This window comes from Flavobacterium sp. 245, assembly GCF_004362055.1.
Taxonomy (GTDB): Bacteria; Bacteroidota; Bacteroidia; order Flavobacteriales; family Flavobacteriaceae; genus Flavobacterium.
In genome coordinates, this window is sequence record NZ_SNXB01000002.1 from 454,996 (window position 1) to 479,387 (window position 24,392).

The 24,392-nt window shown below is 34.9% G+C and carries 17 protein-coding genes; 9 read left to right on the forward strand and 8 right to left on the reverse strand.

Features of this window, described 5'->3' with window-relative positions; genetic code table 11:
- The first annotated feature begins 47 nt into the window (after positions 1–47).
- The 4 genes from EV145_RS05275 to EV145_RS05290 all read left to right on the forward strand — a co-directional run bounded on the left by EV145_RS05275 (position 48) and on the right by EV145_RS05290 (position 3,911).
- A complete protein-coding gene (locus EV145_RS05275; protein WP_133524172.1) occupies positions 48–386 on the forward strand; it encodes a YciI family protein in 339 nt (112 codons plus the stop codon).
- 254 nt (positions 387–640) lie between these two features.
- Positions 641–1,888 carry an RNA polymerase sigma factor gene (locus EV145_RS05280; RefSeq protein ID WP_133524173.1) on the forward strand — a complete coding sequence of 416 codons (1,248 nt, stop codon included), beginning with the start codon at positions 641–643 and terminating at the stop codon, positions 1,886–1,888.
- A gap of 21 nt (positions 1,889–1,909) precedes the next feature.
- Complete coding sequence (locus EV145_RS05285; protein ID WP_133524174.1) at positions 1,910–2,782, forward strand: helix-turn-helix domain-containing protein; 873 nt, start codon at positions 1,910–1,912, stop codon at positions 2,780–2,782.
- A gap of 79 nt (positions 2,783–2,861) precedes the next feature.
- Positions 2,862–3,911 carry an alpha/beta hydrolase gene (locus EV145_RS05290; protein WP_208110895.1) on the forward strand — a complete coding sequence of 350 codons (1,050 nt, stop codon included), beginning with the start codon at positions 2,862–2,864 and terminating at the stop codon, positions 3,909–3,911.
- 228 nt (positions 3,912–4,139) lie between these two features.
- Here EV145_RS05290 and EV145_RS05295 read toward each other — a convergent pair whose 3' ends face one another.
- On the reverse strand, positions 4,140–5,018 hold the full coding sequence (locus EV145_RS05295; protein WP_133524175.1) for an SDR family oxidoreductase: 879 nt from the start codon (positions 5,016–5,018) through the stop codon (positions 4,140–4,142).
- An 81-nt stretch (positions 5,019–5,099) separates the two neighbouring features.
- On the opposite strand from EV145_RS05295, the gene EV145_RS05300 reads away from it, so the two are divergent.
- Together EV145_RS05300 and EV145_RS05305 are read left to right on the forward strand one after the other, a co-directional pair.
- Positions 5,100–5,465, forward strand: coding sequence for a winged helix-turn-helix transcriptional regulator (locus EV145_RS05300; RefSeq protein ID WP_133524176.1), 366 nt, complete (start codon positions 5,100–5,102; stop codon positions 5,463–5,465).
- A gap of 41 nt (positions 5,466–5,506) precedes the next feature.
- Positions 5,507–5,932, forward strand: coding sequence for a DoxX family membrane protein (locus tag EV145_RS05305; RefSeq protein ID WP_133524177.1), 426 nt, complete (start codon positions 5,507–5,509; stop codon positions 5,930–5,932).
- 174 nt (positions 5,933–6,106) lie between these two features.
- On the opposite strand, the gene EV145_RS05310 is transcribed toward EV145_RS05305, so the two are convergent.
- The 7 genes from EV145_RS05310 to EV145_RS05340 all read right to left on the reverse strand — a co-directional run bounded on the left by EV145_RS05310 (position 6,107) and on the right by EV145_RS05340 (position 19,615).
- Positions 6,107–7,735 carry a DUF5597 domain-containing protein gene (locus EV145_RS05310; protein ID WP_133524178.1) on the reverse strand — a complete coding sequence of 543 codons (1,629 nt, stop codon included), beginning with the start codon at positions 7,733–7,735 and terminating at the stop codon, positions 6,107–6,109.
- A 92-nt stretch (positions 7,736–7,827) separates the two neighbouring features.
- Positions 7,828–10,032: an endo-1,4-beta-xylanase gene (locus tag EV145_RS05315; protein ID WP_133524179.1), complete on the reverse strand. Its 2,205-nt coding sequence runs from the start codon at positions 10,030–10,032 to the stop codon at positions 7,828–7,830.
- Between the two features lie 12 nt (positions 10,033–10,044).
- Positions 10,045–11,409 carry a glycan-binding surface protein gene (locus EV145_RS05320; RefSeq protein ID WP_133524180.1) on the reverse strand — a complete coding sequence of 455 codons (1,365 nt, stop codon included), beginning with the start codon at positions 11,407–11,409 and terminating at the stop codon, positions 10,045–10,047.
- Between the two features lie 35 nt (positions 11,410–11,444).
- On the reverse strand, positions 11,445–13,076 hold the full coding sequence (locus EV145_RS05325; protein ID WP_133524181.1) for a RagB/SusD family nutrient uptake outer membrane protein: 1,632 nt from the start codon (positions 13,074–13,076) through the stop codon (positions 11,445–11,447).
- 13 nt (positions 13,077–13,089) lie between these two features.
- Positions 13,090–16,257, reverse strand: coding sequence for a SusC/RagA family TonB-linked outer membrane protein (locus EV145_RS05330; protein ID WP_133524182.1), 3,168 nt, complete (start codon positions 16,255–16,257; stop codon positions 13,090–13,092).
- A 606-nt stretch (positions 16,258–16,863) separates the two neighbouring features.
- Positions 16,864–17,895, reverse strand: coding sequence for a LacI family DNA-binding transcriptional regulator (locus EV145_RS05335; RefSeq protein ID WP_133524183.1), 1,032 nt, complete (start codon positions 17,893–17,895; stop codon positions 16,864–16,866).
- Positions 17,896–18,013: 118 nt separating this feature from the next.
- A complete protein-coding gene (locus tag EV145_RS05340; RefSeq protein ID WP_133524184.1) occupies positions 18,014–19,615 on the reverse strand; it encodes a Na+/H+ antiporter in 1,602 nt (533 codons plus the stop codon).
- A 330-nt stretch (positions 19,616–19,945) separates the two neighbouring features.
- Between EV145_RS05340 and EV145_RS05345 the strand changes: the two genes are divergently transcribed.
- The 3 genes from EV145_RS05345 to EV145_RS05355 all read left to right on the forward strand — a co-directional run bounded on the left by EV145_RS05345 (position 19,946) and on the right by EV145_RS05355 (position 24,241).
- Entirely contained in the window at positions 19,946–21,424 is a 1,479-nt protein-coding gene (locus EV145_RS05345) for an ankyrin repeat domain-containing protein (protein ID WP_133524185.1), read from the forward strand.
- 102 nt (positions 21,425–21,526) lie between these two features.
- Positions 21,527–22,009, forward strand: a complete 483-nt coding sequence (locus tag EV145_RS05350; protein ID WP_133524186.1) for a DUF2271 domain-containing protein — start codon at positions 21,527–21,529, stop codon at positions 22,007–22,009.
- A gap of 48 nt (positions 22,010–22,057) precedes the next feature.
- Positions 22,058–24,241, forward strand: coding sequence for a PepSY domain-containing protein (locus EV145_RS05355; protein WP_133524187.1), 2,184 nt, complete (start codon positions 22,058–22,060; stop codon positions 24,239–24,241).
- Positions 24,242–24,392 lie beyond the last annotated feature (151 nt).

Below are 24,392 nucleotides of genomic sequence, written 5' to 3' on the forward strand. Positions count from 1 at the left end.
AACAACGAGTTACTGCTTCTTTTTATAAAACACTAAAATGTATCAAAATGAATGAATTCATATTAATTTTCAGAAGAGATTTTTCTACAAAAGAACTGCAGCCTTCACCAGAAGAATTGCAACAGCATTTACAGCAATGGCAAAACTGGTTTGGAGGATTGGCAGCGCAAGATAAACTGGCAAGGCCTTTACAACGCTGGGACGGAAAAGGAAAACTGGTCACTTCCAATAAAGGAATCACAGACGGACCTTTTGTTGAAATCAAAGAATCTATTGGCGGATTAATCGTTATCAAAGCCAAAGATTATGACGAAGCGGCGACGATTGCCCAAGGCTGTCCAGTTCTAGATTTTGGAGGTAATGTCGAGATTAGAATGGCGGTTTAAATAGTTTAGAAGCAAGAAGCAAGAAGCAAGAAGCAAGAAGCAAGAAGCAAGAGGAAAGAAGAAAGAGGAAAGAAGAAAGAGGAAAGAAGAAAGAGGAAAGAGGAAAGAAGAAAAAAGAAAGAAGAAAAAAGAAAGAAGAAAGAGGAAATATCTAAAATTTGAGTTTTTTTAATTCTTAATTTTTTCTTGCATCTTGCTTCTTGCATCTTGCATCTTGCTTCTTTTCCCACCCTACAATTCAAAACTCAAAAAATTTGGAAAATAAAGAACTTATACCCAATTTATTCAGAACCGAATATCAAAAGATTGTTTCGGTGCTTTGCAGTCTGTTTGGCATTCATCATATTGAAATTGCCGAAGATATTGTGAGCGACACTTTCTTGGCGGCTTCTGAAGCTTGGGCTATAAAGGGAATTCCAGAAAATCCGACAGCCTGGCTTTATAAAGTTGCAAAAAATAAAACCAAAAATCATTTTAAGAGAACTGATATTTTCGAAAAAAAAATTGTCTCTGAAATCAAATACAATGCGCAGCTGCATAATCCGGAAATCGAAATTGACTTATCAGAACAAAATATTGCCGATAGTCAGCTGGCGATGATTTTTGCTGTCTGTAATCCTTGTAATTCAAATGAAGCGCAAATTGCATTGGCATTGAATTTATTGTGCGGATTTGGAATAAGCGAAATCTCCGATGCTTTTCTGTCAAATAAAGAAGTGATTTACAAACGTATAAATCGCGCCAAAGAAAAACTTAAAGAGGAAAATATTAAAATTCAAAGCCCGAGTTCAACTGAAATCTCGGAAAGAATTGATACGGTTTTGAAAACCATTTATCTTCTTTATTCTGAAGGCTACTACTCCACTTCACAAAATACCACGCTTCGCAAAGATTTATGTGCCGAAGCCATGCGCTTGACCTATTTATTGATTCAGAATAAAACAACTAATATTCCCGAGGCAAATGCTTTAATGGCGCTGATGTGTTTTCACTCGTCCCGATTTGATGCACGTACCTCAGAAAGCGGTGAAGTTATTTTGTATCAAGATCAGGATGAAACGCTCTGGAACCAAGAATTAATTGATCGTGGCACTTATTTTTTGGGTAAATCTTCTGTTGGAAATATACTTTCAAAATACCATCTTGAAGCCGGAATCGCTTATTGGCACACATTGAAAAGTGATACTTTGGAAAAATGGAAACATATTCTGGAATTGTATAATCATTTGATTATTCTAGAATATTCTCCAATTGTGGCTTTAAACAGAACTTTTGCCTTATCAAAAGTTATTGGCAAACAAGAAGCTGTAATTGAAGCAGAAAAGTTAAATTTGACTGATAATCATTTCTATTATTCGCTGCTTGGGAATTTATATACCGATAGTGACAATTTAAAAGCACTTCATCATTTTGAAACCGCTCTTAAACTGGCTAAAACTGTTTCGGATAAAAATATTATCAGCAAAAACATTTTGGAACTTTCATCCAAAACAAAGAATTAAAAATAAAAAACAACTTCGCCAATGCTTAACCATAAATTTTTTGAATCTAATTATAAAAAGCTGGGCTTCTTTGCCTTGAATGAAGATTTTATTGAAGAAATTAATGGAGATTTGTACAAATCATATATTAAAGTCCTTTATCTTCCTGAAGGATATTCTATTACAATAGATTTTAAGCATTATCAAACTTCCAGTCCTTCCCTATTTTTTATCAACAGCAATCAGTATCTGCAAATTGACAAAGAAGGAAAAAAGCAAGGTTATTTTATGTATTATAACCGCGATTTTTATTGTGTACAAATTCATGATGCCGAAGTGGCCTGCGACGGATTATTATTCAATAATATTTTTGAAATGCCAATGACTGCTTTGCCTGAAAAAGAGGTTTTATTTATTGATGGGATCTACGCACAATTGCAGCAGGAATTTGATTCACCCGATTCTTCTCAGGAAGAAATGATCCGAACGTATTTAAAACAGCTGATTATAAAAGCAACCCGAATTTGGAAAATACAGCAGTTAGGAGTCTTGAATGATGAACCTTCAAAAGAAATGGATTTCTTCAGAGACTTCAGCCGATTGGTTGAAATTCATTTCAGAACCAAACATACTGTTGCCGATTATGCTGACATTCTTGGTGTTGCTCCAAAAACACTTTCTAACAAATTCAATCGATTAGAACTTCAGCAACCAAATGATATTATTAAAGACCGAATTATTCTCGAAGCAAAACGGCTTTTGGGCTATTCTTCATTAAGCGTAAAAGAGATTGCTTATCAGCTTGGATATGAAGATCCGGCCTATTTTAACCGACTTTTTACCAATAAAGTTGGCGACACTCCTTCAAATTTCAAGAAAAAATACCTTCAAGGGAAAAATGTACAATTAGAATAGACTTTTATCTATTTTTAGAGCTTTACAACCGCCATATCTTTGTCCTATCAAATTATAAACAATTAAAAAGATAAAAGATATGAAAACTATTAAAGTATTACAACAGAGTTTATTTATTGCAGCATTGTTAATTGCAAATACAGTTGCATCAGCACAAGAAAGACCTTATAAAGGACAAAATGACCCGGAAATATTTACAGAAGTCAGAGGCTTTTTAAACGCATTAAATTCAGGTGACGGAAAACCCCTTGAACAATTAGCTGTTACTGACGCTCGCAACGTTTTAGTTGGTGCACAAAAATCAGTTGAAGTTGATTATTCTGGTATTGAAGAATCAGAAAAAGTAATTTCACAAAACGGTTTAAAAGTAAAAATTCATATTACAAAACCAAAAGGCGCAAAAGCAAATGCTCCGGTATTTATCTTTATTCACGGTGGTGGCTGGGTTTTGGGCGATTACCCAACTCATAGAAGATTAGTAAGAGATCTTGTTGTTGAAAGTGGTGCTGTTGCAGTTTTTCCTGACTACACCCCTTCTCCAGAAGCCAAATATCCTGTTGCAATAAATGAAATTTATGCCGCCACACAATGGGTAGCCGAAAATGGAAAAGAAATTGGCGTTGACGGTAAAAACCTTGCCGTTGTTGGAAACAGCGTTGGAGGTAATATGGCCGCTTCAATTACTTTGATGGCAAAAGATAAAAAAGGGCCGCATATTAAACTTCAAGTGTTACTTTGGCCCGTAACCGATGCTAATTTTGAAACTGAATCTTATAATTTATATGCAAACGGACGTTTCTTGACTAAAAATATGATGAAATGGTTTTGGGATAATTACCTGCCAGAAACTTCAAAAAGAACTGAAAAATACGCTTCTCCACTTCAAGCTAGTTTAGCAGAACTTAAAGATTTGCCTCCTGCTTTAGTTCAAACTGCTGAAAATGATGTTTTAAGAGATGAAGGTGAAGCTTATGCCAGAAAATTAAACGAAGCTGGAGTTCCTGTAACCTTGACAAGATACAACGGATTGATTCACGATTACGGACTTTTAAATCCAATTTCAAATGTTCCAGCCATTCAAACTGCTATTCAGCAAGCTGCAATTGTAATTAAAACTACATTGAAATAAGAATCAAATCAAAAAAATAAAAAATGGGCAGCATAATTTCTGCCCATTTTTTATTGCTCAAAAAAATTAAAATTTGGAAACTGGCTAATAAAAAATATCTTCATTAAATAATCCTTATTTTATTTTCAAGGCTACTATCAAAAAAAAATCCTGTGGCACAAATAGCAAGTCTTAAAACAGAAAAAACCTCTATAAATAGTGATTTTTCGTTTTGGATTTTTTTAATTTTTAGAAATTCGAAGCAAACTCTCTTGCAAAATCTTCCAATTTGATTTTTCCGTCGACAGCAGTTTTATTTTTCAGAAAATCCTCGGCAATTGCTCCGCTTCTCAAGCCTGTTCCCATTTCAGTATACAAACCTGCAAATTCTTCTGGCAATCCAGCCTGAATCATTCCGTTTAAAGATTGTTCATCAGTAAATTCAATCCATGGCAATTCTGGCTTTTCAATTGTGGTACCCAATATTTTTGCAACCTCACCTGGCGTACGCACATCACTTACAATATAACGAATATTTTTTCCTGATCCTGCTTTCATTAATTCCTCTGCGACCGCAGTTGCGATATCTGCTGGATGCACATAAGGAATCAAAGTTGATGCAGGATAATTAGCTCCCATAATTCCGGCGCCCTTTATCATTGGAACATCATTATAAAAATTAGTATAGAAAAATCCAGCTCGTAAGAACGTTACCGACGAATTTTCTAATTTTTCATATATTTTTTCAATGTTATAAAGTCCTGCAATAGGACCAGTACCATTTGGCAAGTCAGCTCCAATACTGCTCAACATTACAACCCTATTAATTTGAGCACCAGCAATTGCTTTAGCAAAAGCATGGCCGGCATCTGTAGTATTTGCTATAACATTATTGCCTCCCATGTTTGGCGGTGTCATTGCAAAAATCGCATCTTCTCCTTCGAATGTTTTCTGTAAAAAAACAGCATCACTGACAGAGCCTATTGCTGCTGTTGCTCCTAAGGCTTCGATTGCTTCGCTTCGATCTGAATTGCTGGTGATTACTGTTACCTGATGTCCCGCATCAATAAGTTTTTTGGCTAATGGTTTCCCGATGTTCCCTAACGAACCTGATATTGTAATTTTCATGACTGTATATTTTTTTATTATCTGAAACAAAGGTATATTTGTACTTACTTTTACACAAGTACTTACCCTAAAGTATGCACTATGACAGCAATTAAAGAATCTTCAACAATTCAGGAAAATAAACAGTACGCCTTAGAAAAATGCCCTGTTACTTATGTAATGGAAAAAATTGGAGGGTATTGGAAACCTATTATTCTTTATCATCTTTCAGGAGGAAGCAGACGCTATAGCGAATTAAAAAGAGCTATTCCTGCCGTAAGCGAGAAAATGCTCATCCAGCATCTAAAACAGCTTGAAGCTGATAATCTCGTTATCAGAGAAGCTAAACCTGTCGTTCCTCCTTTTGTAACTTACCGCTTGAGCCCAGCCGGTAATGGTTTGATGCCTGTAATTCATGCAATGGCAGAATGGGCTTTTAAAGATAAAGAAAATGGTTTTGCTTCTTAATTTACCCAACATCTTTTTACTTTACATAAAAATTGTCCAAAATGAAAAACATATCATTATCAAATGCCGGTTTTATTTTAAGAATCTTTTTAGGGATAACCATGCTTTCTGCAGTTGCTGACCGTTTTGGCTTTTGGGGCGCACCAGGAGCACCAGGAGTAGCGTGGGGAAATTGGAATAATTTTATTGCTTATACCCAAACACTTAATTCTTTTGCGAGCAAATCTGTAGCTGGAATCTTGGGTGCATTAGCCACTTTTTTCGAAATTAGTTTTGGCCTGTTTTTAATTATTGGTTTTAAAACCAAATATGCCGCTCTTGGAACAGCTGGCTTAATGTTGCTTTTTGCCTTGACGATGACTTTTTCAATTTCTATTAAAGCACCATTAGACTATTCTGTTTTTACCAGTTTTGCAGCTGCATTGACACTTTCTGCAATTGATAAAACTTCTTTTTCTTTAGATTAGTTGCAAAAGGGACAAAGGTTCAGAGGAACAAAGGGACAAAGGTTTTTAGCCATTAAACCATAAACCCGACAGGTTTTTAAAACTTGTCGGGTTTGCTTTATGGATAAAGTTTAGAAACCTCTGTTGCTCTGAACCTCTGTTCCTCTGAACCTTTGTCCCTTTGCCCCATAAAATTTATTCATAAGAATACAATTTTACCTTCTGGATTTCATAATCATCAACGGCAATTCTTACATGTCGGCCTTGATGTGTTTGATCTCCGTTGAAGTGCCTAATGGTTTTCCAGACTCCGTTTTCAAAAATTCCTTGATCTGTTTTTAAGATTCCTGCGTTTAGTTCTTTATTTTTTAAAAGCTTAAAAGTAACTACAATTCCAGAGCCGGAAATATAGAATTCATCTGGAGCAATTTCAATTATAATGGCGCTTGTCATTGGCCAAACTGCTTCTTTAGCACCATCTGACCAATTTAAAGTATAATCATGTTTGAACGTAAATTCATAATTTCCTAACTGAATAATTTGCGACTGATTTTCTTTATCCAATAAAACGCCATCAATTCTTCCTTGTCCTTTATTTGCTTCAATAATCGGCGTTAACTGTTGTACTAATTCATATATTTTTCCAAGCGGTTCTTTTTTTGCATCGGTAACAGATTCAATAGAAAAAGGCGAAAAACCAATTGCTTCATAATGACCAATTGCATATAAACCTTTGAACGGCGCACTAGTATCAAAACGATGTTCTGGAATAAACAAAGGATCGCCTTGACGTGTAAACAAATCATTCCAATGCTTAAAATTAGGATTATAAAAATCTGGAGAAAGAAAATCAATTGATGATCCGCCTGCTTTCCAAACATCCATAAGATGTGGCAGTGGCCCCGCGCTTGGGTATTCGCCCGGTTTTTTCTCGGGTGCATTCAAAGCAGCATTTACAAACATTGGCAAAGGATAAATATTTTTTCCAGATTTCGCAACTTTATTGGTAAACGCTGAAAAATACCAAGCCATAAAAATTTCATCGGTCTGAATTCCTTTTCCAAAGACTTCTTCCCAGTTTCCTTTGGTTTTAAAACCATTTTTTTTCCATATTTCCAAAAATTCTGGAACTAATTTGTCTTTATTTTGTTGTAGGTATTTTAACAATTCCGCTGGAATTTCTTTCTGAAATGCTTCATTTGCCAGCGAACAATAATCTCTCGCAGTTGGCAGCATTCCGATTTCATTTTCAACCTGAATCATGATTACGGTCTGTTGCTTTTGATCAAAATCTTTGATGTGTTTCATTAGTTTTTGAAAAGCATTCAAATCGGCTGTTAGATTATTTTCACTGAAAGGTGTCAGGATTTCATGGCTTTTGCCTTTATCATCTTTAATTCTTGGGTATTTCTTCTGATTTAACTTTACCCATTCTGGTGCGTGACTTGACATGCTGTTTTTCCAAGAACCAAACCAAAGAAATACTAGTTTTAAATTCTCATTTCTGGCTCTTACAATTAAATCATCAACCAAAGAAAAGTCGAATTTGCCTTCCTCCTTCTCGATCAATTCCCAATAAATTGGCGTGAGAACGGTATTCAAATTCATATCGGTCAGTTTGGACCAAATAGGTTCCATAATTTCCATTGTAGTTGCTGAAGAATTTCCTAATTCTCCTCCTCGAATTATAAACGGCTTTCCGTTGACGATTAACTGTATTCTATTTCCTTTTTTTTGAAGACTCGGAATTTTTTCCTGAGAAAACCCAAACTGTATAAACAGTACAAAAAGCAGAAAAAATCTCTTTTTTAGAAAATATAGCATCCTGATTGTTTTAAAAAATTTAAGAAAACAAATAATCCATGCACAAACCCGAAATGGAATTTGTGTCATGGATTATTTTGAAATAAAAACTATTACTTCTTTACTAATTCACCAGAGAATCCAGCACTTACATCTTTTCCTGCAAGACCATCTGCAGTTCCTTTGTAAGCATGTTTACGGACATAATTTGCATCCCAAAGGTTTGGAGACTCATTTGGAAGCCAGAATTCGTGCTCTTTTACGCTATCTGAAACACCCCAAATTGTAATCCCGTATTGTTGCGCCGGCGGAATATGTTTTTTGTACATGTCAATAACGTATTGATACATTGCAGCCTGAGAAGCTTGTTGTTCAACTGTTGGCGTAGCAGTACCTAATCTGATGTCCAGTTCAGAAATTTTAATCAATTTACCGCTTGCAGCCAATTTTTGGAACATCTGAACAATTTTATCCTTATCAGTTGTCAGCGAAATGTGCATTTGAGTTCCAATTCCGTCAACTGTTGCTCCTTTGCTTTCAATATATTTTACATACTCAATTAAACCGTCACATTTGTCTAATCTTGACTCAAGATTATAGTCATTAATGAAAAGTTTATCGGTAGCATTTCCGTTTGTACGAGCTAATTTAAAAGCAGTTACAGCGTAATCTTTCCCTAAATATTTAATCCATGAAAAATAATCTGTTGCAGTGTCACCTTCAGTTCCGTTTCTTAAGGTACCGTCTTCTTTCATTGGTTCATTCACAACATCCCAAGCAAAAACACTTGTTTTATAGTGATTCATCATTTTAGAAATCCAATCTGCCATTGCATCACCAATGATTTTTGTCTTCTCAGCATCAGTTTTATCGATATTAACTGGTGGAGTTGCTCCTCCACTTGAAGTTCCGTCAGAAACTACCACATTGTCGATATAATATGTTCCTGCAACTCCTCCTAAATCAAAATTTAATCCAGTTTCTGTTCCATTACCCTTAAACTTCCATTCAACAAGTTTCCATGTTGGTGAAGTTGCCTGATCTCCTTGATAATGAGCAGTTGTACCAGTTGTAGAACAACGTACAGAACCTGTTGCATCTGAACGAATCATATAAGAAATTGTATAATCTTTGTCTAGAACCAGTGTCGAAGTAAAATCAGCATGAATCTGTGTTTTCCATTGATTTGCTGCATCGCTTGTGGCATTTACTACTTTCATAGCACCATTTCCTTCGTATGAATTTGCAACACCAGCAAGACTCAATGCGACAACTCCAGAAGGATTGTATTGAGCCCATCCAGTAAGATCTGTATTAAATTTGCCATTAGCAACCAAGTTCGCAACTCCTACAGGCGCATCTAAATCAACAACCGCTAATGTATTCACATCAATTAAATATGTCACATTTGGCAAATAACCCAAATCGATATTAAACTGAAAAGTTGTACTTCCTGCTTTAAAATCACCTGGAGCTAATTTAATTTTAACTTGTTGCCAAGATGAAGTTGTGGCAAAAGCTTCTGTCCATGATCCTCCTGTGGCGTACCAATCTTTATATGGATATTGATTTGTCAAAGATGCATTAAAAGAAAGTCGGCCTTTTCCAGCAACATCCGATTTTATATAAAATGAAATTTCATAATTGTGATTTGCAACAATTGGAACATTTGGCGAAGTCAACTGTAGACTATATGCCGCTGAAGATGTTGCGCTTGACTGCAATTGTACTGCCTGTGAAGTGCTTGTAAGTCCAGAATTTGCAACCACCGAAATTCCTTTTCCAGGATTATTTCTTGCCCAGTTTGTAAAAGCACCGCTTTTTAAACCTGCAATGTCCAGAATGTTAGTCCCGCTTGAACCCGGAATTACTGTTGGTGCAATTATACTGTTCAAATAACTTGCATTTTGATTTGAATGCCAAACTAAAGTATGACCAAAAACTTTTAATCCTGCTTTCTTTGTTTCGGCAATAAAGGCATCAATTGTAGCAAAATTTATTTCTCCTTTTGAGTTTACCATTGCACCATGTTTCATAGCATATCCCGGTGTCACTTCGTCAAAATTTTCATTTACAATTTTGCGGTAAGCTGCATCGCTCATATACAAATCTGCTCCAATTCCGTTTCCTAGAACGAAATTGGTGTAGTTTTTTAATGGCTCGTAACGGCTAATTTTTTCAACTAATTCTAATGGAAGCTCTGCGCCAGTTACAGCGCCATGCTCCGGATCCTTTTCCCAGTCCATTAAATTATCATCGCAAGATGACAAAAGCATTAAGGACAAGGCAGCTATTGGAAGTATATTTTTATATTTCATTTTGATGCTTTTTTAGTTAAAATCGTTATAAACTGGTGTGTTTAAAGAAACTATTCTCCAGTTGTCTGTATACACTTTTACAGAGGTTGCTTTTGCAGCAAATTCTACTTCACTTGCAGTTCCTGTAACATCTTGAAGCTTAACATTAGAGTTTTCGAAATACATTCCGAAGTTTTGATATGTTGCTGCTTCGCGAAAAGCCAAAACAGTTTCGAAAGTAAAAGGTTCTTTCGACCAAGCATAGAATTTATTTAACGGAATCGTTACCGTTCTCCAGCCTGTACTTTTAATTTCTGATGCTTTTCCGTCAATAATCCAAGGAACATAATTGTAGCAAGCTCCTGTCCATTCTCCACCATTAAAATTGTTGATCATACAAATTTTCAAGAATCCTGTCTCTTTCCATATTTCAGGAACATACATTTCAAATTGAAGCGCTACTTTATCTAGAGGCGTACTTGCCGGAATATATGGCGTTAATTGTGCTCTCCAGTTATCTACTCCGTTTCCTGCAGTCCAAACTTCTGAAAGACGGTTCTTTCCAGCCTCAAAAGAAGCAATACGAGCTGGGCGATGTGGCACATATTTTCCTTGTGAAACATTTTCAGTTCCAACTGCAGCGGATTCTAAATCTGCTGGCTGAATCATGCTTGTGCTTGTTCCCCAATATCCGTGTTGTCCTTGTCCATCAAAATTAAGAAGCAATCCTTTTTTGAAGTTAAAACATGCCGGAGAATAAACGCCTCCATTTGAACCTTCAACAAATAATGAACCTCCAATATCTGAAACTCCGTTTGGCATTGCAACTGTAAAGAACTCACCATCTGGATCAGAAACAATTCCTGTTGTTACGGTAACATTTCCAGGGAAAACCACTTTTTTAATTTCTGTCAAACCAGAACCCAAAACATGAATAATTTCTCCTGGATTAGGCATTGTGTTTGAAATTCCATTAATAACCGGTTTTCCTGAACGAATATCAAAAGCGAATGTTGTTTCGGTATTATCATTTACAAAACGAATTGTATTTCTGACACCAGGATCTGCTTCAATTGTTGGCGTATCAGCAGAAACACTGATAATCATTGAGTTATCAGAAACAAAAACAACATTAAAATACGTTGAATATCCGTTTATAAATACTTTTCTTAATCCTGTAAATCCCGAACCTTCAATACGCAATGTCTGTCCTAGTCGGGCAAAACTCACTTCTCTGTCGGGAACAGATGAATTTACATCTTCCAGAAATACTTTGCTTATTACTATTTGTTTACTGGCGCCGTCACTATTGTCGCAGGCAGTAAACAGCATACTAAAAACCATCATCCCAATAAATGCGATGGGTACCCAATACTTTTTATTTAAAATATATTTCATATAATCTTTCTTTTAGATTTATTTTTTCAGTCTGATTAGAATAAGTCTTTGATTTTTTCTTCTGTGAATTGATACGGAACTGGATTTTCTCTCAACAACGGGTTCTGAACCAATTCAGATTCTGGATAAGGCAACACAAAAATCGTAGCATCAATTACACCAATAGAACGTGTGCTGTTGCTTTTTGAAGGATCAATCGAAACTGTATTTGTTGCAGAATCATATAAAATTGGCACGATAGTTCCTCTGTTTTGAGCGGTAACATAATTGATTACTTCCTGTTGTTTGTAATATGATCTGCGTACTAAATCATACCAATATTGACCTTCCATACACAATTCGACTCTCCTTTCGTGAATAATATCAGCATAAGTCAACGTTGTTTTTGGATCAAGACCAGCACGCTGGCGAAGCGCATTTACACCTGCAATTGCTAATGGATCAGCAGTTGAAGCATTATTTCCTAAAGTAGCTTCAGCATAATTCAAGTAAACTTCTCCTAAACGCAGCATATAAGTATTTAAACCTGAATTCATACGAGTCGTTTTAGCGTTGTCTTTAGTTGAACCTACAACGCCTTTTTTCACAGTTAAGAAATCTTTTGTGTGATCAACCGTGTAACCTCCATTTGACTTGTTTATTTCTGGATAAAAATCATCATCGCCCATCCATGTTGCTTTACGGCGTGCATCTTTAGATTCATATTCTTGTAAAATATTATACGAAGCTCTCGTCCAGTACCCCCAAGCGGCATCATCTCCTGTAATATCAGAACCTAATGCAAAATAAGCCTGTTGTGTATTGTTTACGCCATAATCTCCGTTTGGAACCCATTGCAGTGCAAACATTGATTCTGGATTGTTATTATTGTCAATTTTAAATAAATCAGCGTAATTAGCCAGTAATTTATATGGACCTGAATTGAATACTTTTAAAGCTGCTTTTTTAGCTAAATCAAGATATTCCTGCTTTCTGGTACCGCTGTTTGGATTGTCACTAACTCCTGAAAAAGATAAATAAACACGGGAAAGCATTCCGAATGCACTATATTTTGTCAAACGTCCTGCCTGACCTGCCTGCTCTGGAAGATATTTAGCAGCAAATTCTAAATCACGAATTGCAAATTCATAAACATCTTTCATCGGGCTTTTATTTACAATTGGGTTTTTAACCAATTCTCTTGGGTCAGTAGAAATAATGGCGTCGCCCCAAAGTGATGCCAAATACCAGTAAGCAGTTCCTCTCATAAAACGAGCTTCGGCAATGTATTTGTTTTTGATAGTCGTATTTACATTGCTGTCTGAAATACCAATAATTACATTGTTAGACTGTTGTATGACATTGTATAATGATCCCCAAGCAGAAACTAAAGGTCCTGTTAATCCAGTTTCAGATAAATCAGTAAAAGGATAAACATAATCTGAATATGGTGCATATAAATTGTCTGAACGTCCATCGCCTAAACCATAATAAAATTTATCATTAAAATCGAACCAAACTTTATTGTAAAGCGGTCCTGTTGCAGCCTGAAAATCGGCTTCTGACTGATAAAAATTCTCTTTTGTAATCTGATCTTCGGGTTCAACATCTAAAAGATCACTGCAACTAGTCCAAACAAATGGTAATGCGATCAAAAGAACCGAGTATAATATTTTTTTTGTTTTCATTGTTTGCAATATTTTAGAAGTTAACATTTAATCCAAGTGTTGTTATCATTGGCGAAGGATAGCGTCCGTTATCAATGCCTGTTAAAAGCGCATCTTGATTTAGCGAACCAACTTCAGGATCATACCCTTTGTATTTTGTAAACGTTAAAAAGTTTTGAGCATTTGAGTAAATTTTGATATTCGAAATTCCGTATTTAGAATATAATTTCTGTGGAAGATTATATCCTATCGAAATATTCTTAATACGTACATAAGAACCATCTTCTACAAATCGATTGCTGAAACGATAATTTGATGATGAAGCTGCTGATGATGCAGCGATTCTAGGCATATAAGGATCTCCACCAACAATGTGTACGTTACGGTAATCATTTGGTCCTGTTGGATCAATTAATTCTAATTGCGCATAACCTAAAGCCGATGTCAATAAATTGGTATTTTCTCTAGGATTTTCTAACCAGCGTCTTTGGTAGTTTACAATATCATTTCCATAAGAACCTGTTACCAAAATACTAACATCAAACCCTTTGAAAGAAAATGAGTTGTTGACACCAAAAGTGAAATCTGGATTTGCATTACCAATATAATCACGATCTTTTTCATTAATCACACCGTCTTTGTTGATGTCTTCAAAAATATAATCTCCAATCCAAACACCGTTTTCCCCAATTTTCATTCCTTCAGGCAACGCAGTTGGCTGAACCGTTCCGTTTTTATCTTTATAATAGAAATCAGTTGCGTTTTCAAAACGTCCAATTACTTTGTATCCGTAGAATTGACCAATTGGTTCTCCAACCGCAGTACGCGTAACAATCGTTACATCAGAACCTTGCTGAATGCTTTTGTTCAATATTCCTGTTTCTGTGTTTAACGAAAGGACTTTACTTTTGTTCATTGAGAAAGTAACATTGGTTCTCCAAGAAAAATCTTTTCTGTTCATATTTAAAGTATTCAGCGTAAACTCAATACCTTTATTTTCAAGCGAACCAACGTTTACCCAAGGAGAAGATGTTGAACCTTGTCCAGTTGTACCAACATAAGCCGGAAGTGGCAGTTGTAATAGTAAATTATCTGTCTTTTTATAGTAAACATCTGTAGTAAGTTCGATTCTATTATTTAAAAACCCAAGATCAAGACCAATGTTTGTTTGGCTTGAAGTTTCCCATTTCAAATCTTTATTAGCTGTATTTGCTGCAAGAAGTCCAGTTCCCCAGTTTGTTGCCGAAGCATTATAAGTTGAAGTATAAGCGAAGTTTGGCACATTTTGACCACCTACTTCTCCCCAGCCAACACGCAATTTCATGTTATTAATTACTTCGTTGTCTTTTAAAAAGTCCTCATTTGAAACTTTCCAAGCTAAAGCCGCAGATGGAAACCAACCCCACTGATTTTCTTCAGCGAATTTTGAAGACCCATCACGACGAATCGTTGCTGTCAATAAATATTTATCGTTAAAAGAGTAAATCAATCTGGCAAAATAAGATTTCAAAGCACTGGTATTGCTTCCGTTTGAGTTTTTAGCCGTTGTTGCATCACCAGCATTCAAATCAGTAGCACCGTTTGTCAAATATCCTGAACGGTATCCGTAAAGATTTTCCCAGTGTGATTCCTGCATTTCCTGAGACACCATTGCATTAATATTATGAGAACCAAAAGTTTTGTTGTAGCTCAACATATTGGTCCATATCCAGAAATCGCTGTTTGACTTTGTTCTTGTTCCTTCGCGAACATCATTTACAAGTGCGCCAAAAGTATACGACGGACTAAAAGTATAGTTGTTTGCAAAACTATAATCTAAAGAGTATTGCGATTTGAATTTCAAGTCTTTTGTAAAACTGATCTCAGCATACGTGCTGGCTCTCATATTATAATTGATATTGTGATTGTCTTTGATTGAAGCAAGACCAATAGGATTATTTTGAACAAATTCAGTTGTATCTGGTCCGTCAAAAGTACCATCTGCATTGCGCACAGCTACGTTTGGCGTTTGTTTAAGCGCAGTTAGAATCAAAGAATCATCTGTAACTGTTGTTGTTTGATTTGTTTTGCTAAGTGCAAAATTTACTCCTATTTTAAAATAGCTTTTAACCTGAGAATCAACAACTCCTCTTAAATTAAAACGGTCAAAACCAGATCCAATTGCGATACCTTCCTGATCTAAATATCCAATTCCCATTGCATAAGTAGTATTATCAGTTCCTCCCGAAGCAGATAAATTATAACTCTGCATCATGGCTGTAGTAAAAAGTTCCTTTTGCCAGTCAGTTCCTTCACCTAATAAATCAGGTCTGATGAAAGTATTATCACGCTGCACAATTCCTAAATCAGCACGCGTATTTTTAAGTGTGCCGTATTCTTTTAAATTCAGCAAATCCAAATGTTTTGGGATTTCCTGCCATCCTACATAACTGTCAAAATTAAGAGCCATGTCTCCTTTTTTGCCACGTTTTGTTGTAACTATAATTACTCCGTTTGCCGCTCTAGATCCGTAGATTGCAGTAGCCGAAGCATCTTTTAAAACATCCATCGAAACAATATCTGAAGGATTGATTGAAGCTAATGGATTTGACATTAAAGCACTTGCTGTTCCATCAATAATAACACCGTCAATTACATATATAGGTTCGTTAGATCCGTTTAATGAGCTGATTCCACGAATACGAACCGAAGAGCTCGCTCCCGGCGCACCACTGTTTGCCTGAATCTGAACACCCGCCACACGACCTTGCAAAAGCTGATCAATAGTAGTTGTTACAGATTCTGTAACTGCCTTACTTGAAATAGAAGAAATGGCGCCGGTTAAATCGCCTCTTTTCATGGTACCATAACCTACTACCACTACTTCTTTCAAGTCATTTAAGTCTTCTTCAAGCGTAACATTTATTTTAGTTTGATTAGCAACAGCTACTTCTTTGGTTTTATATCCGATGAAGCTGAAAACCAAAACACCGTTAGACGGCAATGTTTGTATGGTATAACCGCCATCAAAATTAGAAACTGTGTTTACATTAGTTCCTTTTACAATGATATTAACTCCAGGTATTGGTCCATTTGCATCTGAAACTATACCAGATACAGTGGTTTGAGCATTTAAAGCAGCAGAAAATACAAACATCAGGAATAGCAATCCTAAATTTTCAAAGTATTTCCATTTGCTTTTCGTAATTAAAAAGTTAGTCATAAATGGTTAATTTAATTAGTTAATAGTTTGGTTAGTTGGTTATTTTTTTAACAGACTTATATTTAGTGTGTATTTGAATGATAATCAAAGCCAAAATAAATCTTTGTTTGAACAAATATATATAAAATACAACAACACACAACCGGTTGTGCAATTTTTTTATTTGAATAATTAAAAAAAAAGGGGTTTAAAAAATACATAATACATTTTTTTAATTAAAATTTTAAACATTTGATAAAACAACAATATATAACAACGAAAACGTTGTAGATAAATTGGCGTTTTGTTAAAAAAATTAAAAAAAATGCAAAAGTTAAATATTAGTTTTTTTTTTATTTCTACTACAATATCAAGCTTGAGTAATCTGTAAGTAAATATTGTCGAGTTAGCATTGGCGTAGGATAATTTATTACAGTTCTATTTTATTCAGAAAAATAAACCAAAAAGACAATCGGTTGCTTTTTAAATAAAAAAACTCCCGTCATTATAATTGACGGGAGTTTTTTTTATGCTTAAAACTAATCGATAAAAACAATAAATATCTCAAAATAAACTTCTTAAATATCCAACGATTTTCTGATTTTTATTTTATATCAAAACAGTAATTTATTTTCTATGCGAAGATTCGCGAACAAGAACTTCTGTATTTAAGAAAGTAATTTCCTGGACTTCACTTTCTTTAAGGGATTTTAGATTTTTTATAATAATTTCAGCCGCTGCCTTTCCCATTTTTTCTGCCGGATGCGTGATCGTAGATAAATTAGGATCTATAATTTCAGATATGGGGTCATTATTAAAACCAATGACTGCCAGTTCTTCGGGCACTTTTATTCCTCTTTTCTTTGCGGTCTGCACGGCACTAACTGCTATAATATCTCCAGAAGCAAAAAGACCGTCTGGAATTGGCTTTAAATCAAATAATTTGTTGCTTGCTTTTACACCTTCTTCATAGGTAACCGATTTTAAATCCACTATCAATTCATCTATTATAGGCAAATTATGATCTCTTAAAGCTTCAGTATAACCTCTTTTTCTTTCATTATAAAGATTTCCAAATTCTGCACCAGCAGTTAAATGTGCAATTCGAATACAGCCTTGCTCAATTAAATGCTTGGTAGCTTTATAACCTGCCGAATAATTATCAATAACGACTCTAAAAGTATTATAATCCTTTGGAACCCTATCAACAAATACAAGCGGAATATTATTGTTTGAAAATTGCTCAAAGTGCGAAGTATCTCTTGTTTCCATTGCAAGCGAACATATAACACCGCTTACGCGGTTGCTGTACAATGATTTAGCCATATTTACTTCTTCGGCATAGGAATCGTGCGACTGCATAATAATTACAGAATAGTCCGATTTTTGTGCTGTAATTTCAATACCGCTGATCAAAGATGATAAAAAGGGCTGCGTAACTGTTGGAATCAAAACGCCAATTGTTTTTGTTTTATTGCCGCGCAAGCCTGCTGCCAGAGTATTAGGAACAAATCCCATTTCTTTGGCTGCTTTTTTGACCTTTTTTATGGTTTTATCACTTATTGAATGATGATCTTTTAAAGCTCTTGAAATTGTAGATGTTGCTAAATTCAGCTTCTCGGCAATATCGTAGATCGTGACATGTTTATTCTCTTCCATGAAATAATAATATGAGATGTAAATATAAGTTATTTTACAACACTATAGGATTTCTAAAATTGACTTAATCAATTATCAAATTATCTTAATTTTCGAATTATCTAATTATCTAATTCGCTTATTCCTCATACATTTCCATCCAAAGGCGCGTTTCCTCAAGATCCAGCTCTTTTTCTATTTTCCTGAAAATCTCTTCATTTACGGAGCCGTTTTTGTGCATTACTTCTAATTTTGCTCGCTCAACATTCAGCAGATCGATCTGGAGTTTTGTAAAATCATTAAAAATCTCCCCTCCCATTACATTTCCTTTTCCAAAGAAATTTGCTGGAAGCTCTGTTTTCTGCAAACGATTAAATTTTACTTCATATTTGCTTTTAATATTATGAAGCAAATCATCATTTAGGAGCGAAAAATTATCTTCAATATGCGCAATTGTCTCCGAAACAATTACATTTCTAATTTCATATTCTTCGGCTAAAATCGAATACGGCTGTAGTTTTAATTTCCGAATGAGCCACGGCAACGTAAGCCCTTGAACAACTAATGTAGAAAGTATGACACAAAAAACTAAATAAATAATAAGGTTACGGAGCGGAAATCCTTCTTTCTCATTTAACATTAATGGCAAAGCCAATGCTGCAGCCATAGAAACCACACCGCGCATTCCGGACCACCCAAAAATAATCATGTTGCGATAATCGAATTCTTCGTTCTCACGGATTCTTTTACTGAGAAATCTTGGAACCAAAGTTGCCGGAACAATCCATAAAAAACGCACCAAAATAACGACCAAACTAATACTAACACCCCATAAAAATAAAGAGGTTCCAGAATAATTGCTTATTCCTGAAATAATATCACGCAGCTGCAAGCCAATTAAAATAAAAATCAGACCATTTAATATATTGGTCAAAATGTTCCAAATAGTTCCAGCCATCATACGGCTTTCATGCGTAAAAATAACGCTCGATCTAGCCGACAGAAAAAGCCCTGTAGTTACCACCGCAAGTACTCCTGAACATTCAAAATGCTCTGCAATTAAATACGATGCAAAAGGTGTTAAAAGTGTCAATGTCGCTTCTATAATATCATCGCAAACAAATTTTTTATGAATAATGCTCATGACATAACCTACCACAAGACCAATTGCAATTCCTAAAGTCGACATGATAAAGAAATTTAATCCTGCCTCCCAAAGCACAAAATTTCCAGCAATTATAGCAGTTAATGCGTATTTGTAGGCTACAAGGCCACTTGCGTCGTTCAGCAAACTCTCGCCTTCAAGAATAGCAATCAATCGCGGATGCAGACCGAGTCCTTTAGTAATTGAAGTTGCCGAAACGGCATCTGGAGGAGAGACAATGGCGCCCAGCAAAAATGCCAACGGCCAAGAGATATCATCTATAAGCATGTGCGCCGCAACGGCAACAGAAAATGTGGTAAATAAAACCAACCCGACTGCTGCAAGTGTGATGGGGCGAATCGTTTTTTTAAACTCGTACCAACTCGTGTACCAGGCCGCATGGTATAAAAGAGGAGGCAAAAAGATAATAAAAACGACCTCAGGATTTAAGGCAATTACCGGAAGCCCCGGAACAACACTAATTGCCACACCACAAAGAACCAGCACAATTGGAATTGGAAAATTATATCTTTTACTTAATAAGCTCAAGAAAGCGACTCCAAACAGTAACATTATAATTACAGTAATATTCTCCATACTACAGATTGTTTTGATTTTTTAAATTTAGATGTTATTGGAAACGGCTACTAAATTAATATTTAATGATAATTATACTCTTTTTTGTTTTAGAAAATAAAATTTTAAATGAAATTAAACTTTTATCCCAAATATAGGTCTTATACAAAGAAAATTATATTAAAATCTGCTTTAGACCAAAGTTTCTGAGCCAAATAAATTGGTTTACTGATATTAATTTTTACATTTGCGTTATTTTTATTTATTCTAAATAGAATCGTTTTTTACGAATGATTTTACTAAAAAGGATAAACAAAATTTAACGTACTGAATAACAACAAATACCAAAATATGAAAAAGAATATCTTTCTTTATTTGGCATTAACTACCGCTTTTTTTGTTAATGCACAGCAAAAAAATACATTATTAGAAGCTTCTTTTTGGAAAACAGCGCCAGATGTCAATACGGTTAAAGCTGAAATTGCAAAAGGAAATAATCCAGCAGAAGCCAATGCAAATGCTTTTGACGTTACCACTTTAGCAATTAATAATGATGCACCTTTTGCAACTATAACATTCTTATTAGAGCAACCAGGAAATCCTGTAAACAAATCTACACACGATAATCGTATTTATTTGCACTGGGCCGCTTACAGAGGAAATACCGAATTAGTAAAGTATTTAATCTCAAAAGGATCTGATATTAATTTTGAAGACAGCCACGGTACTACGCCACTAGTTTTTGCAGCGAGTAATGGGCAATCTGACCCAGCGCTTTATGAATCTTTTTTTAAAGCTGGAATTGATCCGAAGAAAAAATACAAAGACGGAGAAAACTTATTGCTTTTAGGAATTCCATCGGACAAGGATTTAAAACTAGCTGATTTTTTAACTACAAAAGGATTATCACTAAATGATACTGACAAAAACGGCAGCACAGCATTTGATTATGCAGCCAGAACTGGAAATATCGCACTTTTGAAAAAATTATTAGACCGAAAAGTAAAATATACTGATAACGCTCTTTTATTTGCAACTCAAGGAAGCCGTAGAGAAACGACTTCGCTTGAAGCTTATAAGTTTTTAGTTGAAGATTTAAAATTAAAACCAACTGTAACAGGAAAATCTGGTGAAAATGTGCTTCATTTATTAGCAGGAAAACCAAATCAGAAAGAAATCCTTGCTTATTTTCTATCAAAAAATGTTGATGCAAACAAAGTAAATAATGATGGAAACACTCCGTTTATGATTGCAGCGGGAGCAAGAGAAAATGGTGCGCTTGAAGTATTGCTGCCTGTAGCAAAAAATATCAATTTACAAAATCCGAAAGGTGAATCGGCATTGACAATGGCTGTTAAATCCGGAACTCCGGAAGCTGTTGCACTTTTATTAGGAAAAGGAGCCGATGCAAAAGTTCTTGATAAAGATGGGAATAATCTAGGTTTTTACTTAGTACAGTCGTACAAACCAGATCCTAAGCAAGATACTTTTGATGCTAAAGCAAAAATGCTTCAGGAAAAAGGCCTGAATCTTGCCACTCCGCAAAAAGATGGGAGTACTTTATATCATTTCGCAGCAGCAAAAAATGATCTTTCTTTATTAAAAAAGTTAGCGGTTTTCCAAATTGACATAAATGCTAAAAACAAAGACGGAATTACTGCATTGCACAAAGCTGCAATGGTTGCAAAAGATGATTCAGTTTTAAAATACTTGCTTTCAATTGGTGCAAAAAAAGACCTTATGACTGAATTTGATGAAAGCGCTTATGCTTTAGCAAAAGAAAATGAGTCGTTGACAAAACAAAACATATCAATAGAATTTTTAAAATAAATTTAAAAAGTTATGAATTATGAGTTATGAGTTTTGAATTCAATTCATAACTCACAATTCTTAACTCAAAACTCATAACTCATAATTCATAATTAACAAAAAATGAAATCAATTCTAAAAATCGCACTTACAAGTGCACTTATCTGCCTAATCTCTTTTCAGTCTAATGCACAAACAAGCAAATACAAATGCATGCTTCAAATGGCAAATTATATGGGAGAAGGTGCATATATAGTAGTTTCTTTAATCAATCCAAAAGGCGATTATGAGAAAACGCTTTATGTAATGGGAGATGATAAAAAATGGTACAAATCCTTAAAAGAATGGAACAAATTTCATACTGTAAAAGGCGATGATGTTAGCGCTATCTCAGGGGCGTCAGTTACTGGAGGAGACCGAAGTGTTACCACTTTCGAAATCGATGATTCAAAAATGAATAAAGGATATAAATTACGTTTTGAATCGGCTGTTGAGGACCAGAAATATTATGTAAGTGATCTAGAAATTCCTTTGACAACAGCTGGTCTTGCTGATAAAACTGACGGTAAAGGTTATATCAGATATGTAAGATTAAACAAAATTTAATACCTTACATTCCACATTTATATTTGATTATCTTTTAGCTTACATTCAATGACTCTTTCTTTTTGGCGTTACACACACTTAGTCTTGGCTTTGTTTTCTTCTTTGTTTTTACTGCTGGCATCCCTTACAGGAATCATTCTGGCTGTAGATGCTGTTCAAGAAAAAACTTTGCCGTACAAAACAGAAAATTTTGATACATTAAATTTAAGTCAAACACTTCCGGTTTTAAAAAAGAAATATGCCGAAATTACCGAATTAAGTGTCGATTATAATCAATTTGTAACCCTTCAGGCTATTGATGAAGATGGAAATGACATCAATGCTTATATCGATGCCAAAACAGGAAAAACGCTAGGAACTCCGGCAAAAAAAAGTGAATTTATTCAGTGGATTACAAGTCTTCACCGCTCCTTATTTCTTCATGAAACGGGGCGTTTTTTTGTTGGTGTAATATCATTTTTATTATTTCTGATTGCAATTTCAGGCTTTATGCTTGTTTTGAGCCGTCAAAGAGGAATTCGTAATTTCTTTTCGAAAGTAATCAAAGAATATTTTGCCCAATATTATCATGTTGTTTTTGGAAGATTAGCTTTAATTCCGATTTTAATTATTGCGCTTACTGGAACTTACCTTTCTCTTGAAAGGTTCAACTTTTTTATGGGAGATGAAAAAGCGAAGCCTGTAAAAACTGAACTTTCGGCAACAGCCAAAAAAACGTCAGTCTTTGAAAAAACACTTTTGAAAGATGTAAAAAAAATCGAATTCCCTTTTACAGATGACCCAGAAGAATATTATATCATTGAATTAAAAGACCGCGAAATAGAAGTTAATCAAGTTACAGGTGCTGTAATTACAGAAAAGCTTTCGCCAATGACGATTCAATTAGCCGCTTTAAGCCTTGATATTCACACCGGCAGAATAAATGCTGTTTGGGCTATTATTTTGGCAATCGCCTGTCTAAATATTCTATTCTTTATTTATTCTGGTTTTGCAATCACTTTAAAGCGAAGAGCGAGCCGTATTAAAAATAAATTCAAAGCTGCCGAAAGTTCGATCATCATTTTAGCAGGTTCTGAAAACGGAAGCACTTTGCGTTTTGCCAATTCAATTCTGAAACAATTAATAGATCACGGACATAAAGCGCATATTGCTGAATTAAATAATTTTACTGTTTTTCCAAAGGCAGAACATATTATTGTTTTCTCTTCAACACACGGTTTGGGAGACGCGCCTTCTAACGGAAGTAAATTTGTTTCTTTAGTAAAGAAAAATAATCAAGAGCAGAAAATCAATTTTTCTGTTGTTGGTTTTGGCTCAAAATCATATCCTGATTTTTGTGGTTTTGCTGTTGAAATGGATCAGCTTTTAGAAAAACAAAACTGGTCGGAACGTTTCTTGGAATTGCAGACTGTTAATGATAAATCGGCAACAGAATTTGTGGAATGGGTGAAATTATGGAGTGCCAAAACCGGAATTTCATTATCAACAACACCTTCACTTTATAATCATGTTCCAAAAGGGCTTCAGAAATTAATGGTTTTAGACAAAACTTTAGTTTCCGAGTCAGAACAAACTTTCTTAGTCACTTTAAGAGCTAATGCAAGAACCAAATTTACATCTGGTGATTTATTGGCCATTTATCCAGCAAACGACAACAGAGAACGCTTATATTCGATTGGAAATCATTCTGGAAACATACAATTGGTTGTCAAACTTCATCAGCATGGATTGGGTTCTGGTTTCTTAAATAATTTAGTGCCAGGAAAAGTCATAAAAGGCCGAATCATCAACAATCATGCTTTTCATTTTCCGAAAAAAGCATCAAAAGTGGCTTTAATTTCCAACGGAACCGGAATTGCGCCATTTCTTGGAATGATTGAGCAAAACAAGAAAAAAATCGAAACGCATTTATATTCTGGATTCCGAATGGAAACTGAAATGGTTTCTGGCTACAAAACGTTTGCTTCAGAAATGATTGTGAAACAACAGCTTCATAATTTTCATTTGGCTTTTTCACGCGAAGCGGAACATTTTTATGTCATGGATTTAATTAAAAGAGATGCTGATTTCTTTATTAATTTGCTGAAAGAAGAGGGTGTTATCATGATTTGTGGTTCGCTTGCGATGCAAAAAGATGTTGAAACGATTTTGGATACTTTATGTTTGGAAAATAACATTGGAACACTTTCAGAATTTAGAAATAATGGCCAGCTGTTAACTGATTGCTACTAACTAAATTACTATGAACTTGTGAGTCATAGGTTTGACTAGTACTTAAATTCTAAAAGATTAGAAAGCTTAATTTTAACCACAAATTGCGCAAATTTTCGCGAATTAATTTGTGTGCATCTGTGTAATTTGGGGTTAAGAACTTCTTTAGAAG

Coding starts and splice junctions, on each gene's coding strand:
- EV145_RS05295 (WP_133524175.1), bottom strand. CDS start 5,018: ATGAAAATTACAATATCAGGTTCGTTAGGGAACATCGGGAAACCATTA.
- EV145_RS05335 (WP_133524183.1), bottom strand. CDS start 17,895: ATGGAAGAGAATAAACATGTCACGATCTACGATATTGCCGAGAAGCTG.
- EV145_RS05315 (WP_133524179.1), bottom strand. CDS start 10,032: ATGAAATATAAAAATATACTTCCAATAGCTGCCTTGTCCTTAATGCTT.
- EV145_RS05305 (WP_133524177.1), top strand. CDS start 5,507: ATGAAAAACATATCATTATCAAATGCCGGTTTTATTTTAAGAATCTTT.
- EV145_RS05275 (WP_133524172.1), top strand. CDS start 48: ATGAATGAATTCATATTAATTTTCAGAAGAGATTTTTCTACAAAAGAA.
- EV145_RS05345 (WP_133524185.1), top strand. CDS start 19,946: ATGAAAAAGAATATCTTTCTTTATTTGGCATTAACTACCGCTTTTTTT.
- EV145_RS05325 (WP_133524181.1), bottom strand. CDS start 13,076: ATGAAAACAAAAAAAATATTATACTCGGTTCTTTTGATCGCATTACCA.
- EV145_RS05320 (WP_133524180.1), bottom strand. CDS start 11,409: ATGAAATATATTTTAAATAAAAAGTATTGGGTACCCATCGCATTTATT.
- EV145_RS05285 (WP_133524174.1), top strand. CDS start 1,910: ATGCTTAACCATAAATTTTTTGAATCTAATTATAAAAAGCTGGGCTTC.
- EV145_RS05355 (WP_133524187.1), top strand. CDS start 22,058: ATGACTCTTTCTTTTTGGCGTTACACACACTTAGTCTTGGCTTTGTTT.
- EV145_RS05300 (WP_133524176.1), top strand. CDS start 5,100: ATGACAGCAATTAAAGAATCTTCAACAATTCAGGAAAATAAACAGTAC.
- EV145_RS05290 (WP_208110895.1), top strand. CDS start 2,862: ATGAAAACTATTAAAGTATTACAACAGAGTTTATTTATTGCAGCATTG.
- EV145_RS05350 (WP_133524186.1), top strand. CDS start 21,527: ATGAAATCAATTCTAAAAATCGCACTTACAAGTGCACTTATCTGCCTA.
- EV145_RS05340 (WP_133524184.1), bottom strand. CDS start 19,615: ATGGAGAATATTACTGTAATTATAATGTTACTGTTTGGAGTCGCTTTC.
- EV145_RS05330 (WP_133524182.1), bottom strand. CDS start 16,257: ATGACTAACTTTTTAATTACGAAAAGCAAATGGAAATACTTTGAAAAT.
- EV145_RS05310 (WP_133524178.1), bottom strand. CDS start 7,735: ATGCTATATTTTCTAAAAAAGAGATTTTTTCTGCTTTTTGTACTGTTT.